This window comes from Desulfocicer niacini (assembly GCF_054657595.1).
Genome location: NZ_BAAHYK010000056.1, coordinates 24,495 through 30,708, shown reverse-complemented (window position 1 = coordinate 30,708; position 6,214 = coordinate 24,495). Strand labels below are relative to the sequence as shown.

At 48.8% G+C, this 6,214-nt stretch carries 5 protein-coding genes; 1 reads left to right on the top strand and 4 read right to left on the bottom strand.

Features of this window, described 5'->3' with window-relative positions; all coding sequences use genetic code 11:
* Positions 1-59 precede the first annotated feature (59 nt).
* On the bottom strand, positions 60-527 hold the full coding sequence (locus ACYQ2M_RS21740; protein WP_459918494.1) for a 2-thiouracil desulfurase family protein: 468 nt from the start codon (positions 525-527) through the stop codon (positions 60-62).
* A gap of 307 nt (positions 528-834) precedes the next feature.
* On the opposite strand from ACYQ2M_RS21740, the gene ACYQ2M_RS21735 reads away from it, so the two are divergent.
* A complete protein-coding gene (locus ACYQ2M_RS21735; RefSeq protein WP_459918493.1) occupies positions 835-2,649 on the top strand; it encodes an acyl-CoA dehydrogenase in 1,815 nt (604 codons plus the stop codon).
* Between the two features lie 89 nt (positions 2,650-2,738).
* On the opposite strand, the gene ACYQ2M_RS21730 is transcribed toward ACYQ2M_RS21735, so the two are convergent.
* From ACYQ2M_RS21730 to ACYQ2M_RS21720, 3 genes are read right to left on the bottom strand one after another with little or no spacing between them, the layout of a single operon-like run.
* Complete coding sequence (locus ACYQ2M_RS21730) at positions 2,739-3,404, bottom strand: peptidoglycan DD-metalloendopeptidase family protein (RefSeq protein WP_459918492.1); 666 nt, start codon at positions 3,402-3,404, stop codon at positions 2,739-2,741.
* A gap of 12 nt (positions 3,405-3,416) precedes the next feature.
* Positions 3,417-5,885 (bottom strand): radical SAM protein, encoded by a 2,469-nt coding sequence (locus ACYQ2M_RS21725; RefSeq protein ID WP_459918491.1) that lies wholly within the window; start codon positions 5,883-5,885, stop codon positions 3,417-3,419.
* The gene (locus ACYQ2M_RS21720) at positions 5,882-6,211 is read right to left on the bottom strand and encodes a hypothetical protein (protein ID WP_459918490.1); all 330 of its coding nucleotides are present in this window, start codon (positions 6,209-6,211) and stop codon (positions 5,882-5,884) included. Before ACYQ2M_RS21720 ends, ACYQ2M_RS21725 begins: the two co-directional genes overlap by 4 nt.
* Positions 6,212-6,214 lie beyond the last annotated feature (3 nt).

The following is a 6,214-nucleotide window of genomic DNA, read 5'->3' as shown; positions in this document are numbered from 1 at the left end:
GCTACCTTTTCATATAAACGGGCATGTCCTGTCGAACACAACAAATATAGGAAATGGTATTATACCGCCGCCCCAATTTCCTTTTCACTGAAAACAGCCACACCGTTCCTTATTAAAAGCGCCGCCGTCACCCCCTGGCCGGGAATCAACCGACGACTGAAAGTCCCGTCATAAATAAAATGGGAACCGCATGAGGGACTTTTATCCTTTAATATGGCCATGCGGATGTGAAACCGTTGCACCAGATCCAGGGCTGCCTGGGCACCTGTGATAAATGCCTGGGTCACATCCCCCCCTTCCGAATTGTGGATACAGGCATCGCCGGTGAGAACATCTTCACCCGAACCGGCTATAATTTCCGCAGGTGGTCTTGGGGTGGGAAGGCCACCTTTCACCTCGGGACACACAACAACAAGACGTCCTTCCTTGTGCCATTTCTGGATATATTTATTTTCAACAGGCTGTATTTTATTGTCATACCGCACAGGCAATCCCAAAAGACAGCCACTGATCAGAATTTTTTCCATAAGTTTTTTTTCCTGAAGAAATAAAATTTTTGTTGACTATCCAGTTTGCGCATGCAATGAATAGATATTCATTTTTAAATTTGAGAACAAAACACCATTTAACCCCAAAGGAATCTCATGGTTTCAAAGTTAAAAATAGATGTTTATACAAATAATTATAATAAAATAGACTTCATGTCCACAAAAAACAACCGCAGAAAATAAACATAAATATTAAAATGAAGATATATTCAATTATCATTTAATTAATTTTGAACAGCTGCCCGACCCCATCCCCCAGGACAGCCACCATAAGGAGAACCTCACCATGGCACAATTTATTTCCGATCGAAGGGAAATTGATTTTTTACTTCATGAAATACTGAATGCTGAATCCCTTGCAAAAAAAAGCGAAGACTTTGCTGAATTCAACAAAAAAACCATCGACCTCATTGTGTCCGAGGCACGAAATCTGGCCATAAAAGAAATACTACCCACCCAACAGGAAGGAGACCAGGAAGGCTGTACTCTGAAAGACGGTATGGTGACCACACCAAAATCTTTTAAACGCCTCTATGATCTGTTTAATGAAGGCGAATGGCTGGCCATGACCGAAGACCCGGAATGGGGCGGACAGGGGATGCCAAGAACCATTGCCTCGGCTGCCATGGAATATTTCAACGGTGCCAACTATCCCTTCATGATGTACCCCGGTCTCACCCATGGTGCCGGCAAGCTTGTTGAAGAGTTTGGGACCGATGAACAAAAAAAAGTATTCCTCAAAAACATGTATTCAGGTAAATGGGCAGGAACCATGCTCTTAACCGAACCCGGTGCCGGTTCCGATGTGGGGGCCTTGACCACATCTGCAAAGAAAAATGATGACGGTACCTACAGCATTACCGGTGAAAAAATATTCATCTCCGGTGGTGAGCATGATCTCACAGAAAATATCATTCATCCTGTTCTGGCCCGCATTGAAGGCGCCCCGGAAGGCACCAAGGGCATCTCTTTATTTCTGGTTCCCAAATTCCGAATCAACGAGGACGGCTCCCCGGGCGAATTTAATGATGTGATCTGCACCGGCATTGAGCACAAACTTGGCATCCACGGCAACAGCACCTGTTCCCTTGCCCTTGGCAGCAACGGCAATTGCGTGGGCACCCTGTTGGGCGAAGAAAATAAAGGCATGAAGGCCATGTTTGTCATGATGAACGAGGCACGGCTGCTGGTGGGATATCAGGGATTTGCCTGTGCCACATCTGCCTACATGTATGCCTTGAACTATGCAAGGGAAAGGGTCCAGGGGAAAAATCTGCTTGAGATGATGAACCCCGATGCCAAATCCGTTGCCATCATCAACCACCCAGATGTCCGCAGGCAGTTGATGAAGATGAAGGTATTTGTGGAGGGCATGCGAAGCATTCTTTACTATGTCAACTACTGCGCGGATATGGCCGCCATCGGTGAAACCACCGAAGAAAGAGCTAAATACCAGGGCATGGTGGAAATTCTCACCCCCATTGCCAAGGGCTATGTCACGGACCGTGCCTTTGAGGTGTGCAGCCAGGGCATGCAGGTGTATGGCGGATATGGTTTCATTGAAGAGTATCCCATGGCCCAGCTCCTTCGGGACTGCCGTATCACCCTGATCTATGAAGGCACCAATGGCATCCAGGCCATGGATCTTCTGGGCCGGAAACTTGGCATGAACAAGGGAAAACCGGTGATGGATCTCTTTGGCGAAATGCAGAAAACCCTTGGGGCAGCCAAGGCAATAGATGCCCTGAAAGACCAGGCAGAAAAAGTGGAAGCCGCCCTGAACAGCCTGGGGGAAGTGGCCCTGCACATGGGTCAGACTGCCATGTCCGCCAAGGTTCTCAACGCATTTGCCAATGCCCACCCCTTCCAGGATGCCGTGGGCGATGTGGTGGTGGCCTGGATGCTTCTCTGGAGAGCTTCAGTTGCGGCCCCCAAGATTGAAAAGGCTAAAAAGAAGGATAAACCATTTTATGAGGGTGTTGTTAAATCCCTTCAGTTTTTTGTGGAAACCCAGCTGCCCATCACCATGGGTAATCTTACGGCCATCAAGACCACAAGTTCCGTGGCTGTGGACATGGATGATGCTTCCTTTGGAGGATAAATTTTAACACACAGCCCAATTACAGATAAATTGTAAGACACAAAAATCCCCTGGCCTGTCAAAATTGGTCAGGGGATTTTTTTATGGACTTAAAGTTTAAACAAGGACAGGGGAGACGGACAAATGCCATCCATGACGGCCAGATCCCCGGCCGTGCAATAACCCTTGGAGACCCAGCCCTGTTCATAGCCCTTCTGGGTAATCACCTGGAGGTGGGTGTGGTAAAACCAGTTGCCGTTTTCGTAAAAATCCCCAATCACAGCAAAGGCCTCCCCCGCCCCGATGGCCTCCCCCACCGATGGTAATTGTTTCCGGTTTAAATGCCCATACAGCGAATAAAAGGTTTCAAATCCATCTCCATCATGGCGCAGCAGTACATTACCACCATAATTTCCCGGCCCTTCTTCATACTCACTGTGAACCACCGTGGCATCAAGGGGCGCATGTAAAGGGGTATCCAGATCCACAATAATATCCAGGCCCAGATGATAATACCGCTGTTCCTCACGCATCTGGGGGTAGCCATCAAGCAAGGGTTCCCGGTTTTCCAGGTAGGAGGCAACCCCCCAGGAGGCGCCCTGTTGAGCCATGGCAGTGTCAAGCCATTGCTGAAAAACCTTCTGGTCCTTAAGATCCACCTTGTCATACACCGGCGCACCGGCACCGAGATCCAGCACCAGGGGATCACCGATCAAATCTTTAAAAATCGGACAGATCTTTACCTGATAACAATAGTCAATATAGGGATATCTCATCGTACCTCCGGATCAGGAAATGGGAAAATCATTGGTTTTAACAAGCCCTGGCAGTACCAGGACCGGCCGACCATCGGAAGCCTCTTCAACACCTTCGGGAAAGACAAAGTCCGGGTCCATGGCTCGGTAATATGCAGCATTATAACAGGTGAGCTTCACCTTTACGGCATCCCCCTCCCGGATAAATACCGAGGTTAATCCATAATCCACCTCCCCCAGTGGGGTTGCAATGATGTATCTAGGAATTTCTCTGCCCGATCCTTCCCGTCTCACCATGGTGGCAATGTCAATGATATCATAGGAATCCACGGGATATTTGACATTCCATTGACGCTGGAGAGGAAGCCCTGCCACATACAGATGGTGAAACTCAATGCCGGATCTTCTAAGGGCATAGGCCAGATCATGCATGGCGGTATCGGTGTCATTCACACCGCCAAGCAAGGGCACATTGGCGTAAACGGTGATTCCCTTGTTATTAAGACGTCTTGCCAGTGCCGCATGGATGGGCTTAACGTCGCCGTCCTGTAAAAACCAGGTTTCAATCTCAAGACGAAGGGGATCGGCAATCGTTAACCGATTGAGATCTCCCAGGCTATTGATAACCCCAAGGGTATAGGCCTCGGGATTCAGAGCAAAGGCCATGGAACAAAGCCTGACGGCATTGACATGGGAAATGTCCTGCAGACGTCTCACAATCCGTGTAATATCATACAAATGATCCACGGTATCACCACTGGCAGTGATCACCACATCGGTGATGCGAAAGTCAGCTGCAATGTAAGCCATTTCCTTTGCTCCTGCCTGATCCGCTGTAATCAACACCCTTGTTTCATGGAGCCTAGCCACACCCTCAAGGCCGGTGTTCACCATGGAAAAACGGGTCTGGCAATTGGCGGACAGGCTTTCTTGGAGTTCCTGCAACTGTGTCTGCGTGGCCAATGCATTTTTCGGGGCCACCCGGGAAGGCCGATTCCCAATAAGCAGCGCATCATCCCCGATTTTTGCCATATACTGGATGTCAATGGTGCCTTCGGCATTGACCCGAATATTGGTCAATTTTTCAGTCAGGGGGGCAAAGGCCTTGAAATATGCCGGGGTATAGGGGGTTCTGATCCAGACAAAATTCTCATTGTCCGCCACCCGTTCCACGGCCCAGCCACTGGTGTGCCAATCCATTTTACCAATGGGAGTGGCCGTGCAGATCCGGGGCATGCCCCTGTCTGACAGATGAGCCCGGAGGTGCTTTGCCATGTAGATGCCGTCGGACAAGGGCTTCCAGTATATGGAGTTCCCATGGATGGGGCTGCAGGGAATGTAAATATAATGCAGCTCTGCCCCGGCCCCCCGGAGGAGATGAAACAATTTTACAAGTTCGGGGCCAGTATCATTGCAGTCACTTAAAAACGGAGTCTGGATATATACAGCGATGCCGTTTTTAACCAGATCCGTTATAATCTCAAGACTTTCAGGTGACACCTCATCTGGATGGATAAAGTGGGTGGCAAGCTCCATACGCTTGCCGTTCTGCTGGAGTTCCAGGCTTTTCTGTTTGAGATATTTAAGATAAGCCCCTTCGTTTTCCAGAAACAGATCCGGATAGTAAGCCACCGACCGGGTGGCAAGGCGCAGGGTCTGGACATGATCCACGGTCATGAGCCCGTCAATGGTGGCCGCCATGTTTGCCCGATTCATGAAAGGATCACCCCCGGTGACCACAATCTCTTTGATGGCCGGAGAATTTCTCACATGGGCCACCGCTGCCTGGACATCCTCCATCGTGGGATTGTTTTCATTTCTGGATTCTTTGTGCTTCCTGAAACAGAAACGACAGTACACCGGACAGCTCATGTTAAGCAGAAAAATAACCCGATTCTGGTACATCTGCTCCAACAGACCTTCATGGAACTGACCAATCCAGGTATTCACATGCCCCACGTTATCCAGTTCTTCCACAAAGGGCATGTATTGATACGCCACATCCCGGGAAACCATCATCTGCCGAATGGTATGCCGAGAAAGACGCACTGGATATTTATCCATGACTTTCTGGAGATCCACCCGCTGGTCATCGGGGATGTCAAGGTTGGTGGTCTCTTCCAGGCGTTGGGGTCCTTTAATGGAAAGATACCCATGCCCCGGCATTACCCGCTCCAGCAGTGCCACCAGCAGCATATGAGGCAGCTTCACACCATTTAAAACCAAATTACGAGCATGCCCACTGCCAATGGCATCAAACACCGCCGAGAAAAAACCCATGGCATCGTTTTCATGTTTTGCTGCCTGCAAGAGTGCGGAAAATTTGCTTTCACCATTTCCTTGTCCCACAATGCCAACAAACCCCCGGCCACAAAACTGCGCATTCCCGTAAAATTCCAGAAACTTAACCGCACCATCCACCAGACTGGACAATGACACATCTGCCTTTTTTTTTGAATGCTCAAACCGGATATTGAGCCACCCATCCAGATTCTCTTTCATTTTCTTATCTCTTCAGCTTTGTATAAATAATACACTGTATTTCCGGGAAACCCGAACCCCATGATCCCGCCAAGGCGTTTTTGCTCATTATTGGGCGGAATCCGGATCACCAGATATTCCCTGGAAACATCCATGTCAATTACCTGTTGCCAGGTATACTTCTCTTTTTCTAAACAGGTGTAAACCCCATGATCCAGCCTTAAAAAGGAGGATTCCCGGGGATTTCCATCATTTTCAATGACGATATAGCTCCAGGATGGATCCAGATGTTGCTTAATCCACAGAAAACTCTTTTTCAAGGGTCCGGAAGCCAAAAAATCTGCCACGCT

What these genes read in the sequence shown, in the direction of transcription:
- ACYQ2M_RS21740 (WP_459918494.1), bottom strand. Translation starts at nt 527, where the DNA reads ATGGAAAAAATTCTGATCAGTGGCTGTCTTTTGGGATTGCCTGTGCGG.
- ACYQ2M_RS21735 (WP_459918493.1), top strand. Translation starts at nt 835, where the DNA reads ATGGCACAATTTATTTCCGATCGAAGGGAAATTGATTTTTTACTTCAT.
- ACYQ2M_RS21730 (WP_459918492.1), bottom strand. Translation starts at nt 3,404, where the DNA reads ATGAGATATCCCTATATTGACTATTGTTATCAGGTAAAGATCTGTCCG.
- ACYQ2M_RS21725 (WP_459918491.1), bottom strand. Translation starts at nt 5,885, where the DNA reads ATGAAAGAGAATCTGGATGGGTGGCTCAATATCCGGTTTGAGCATTCA.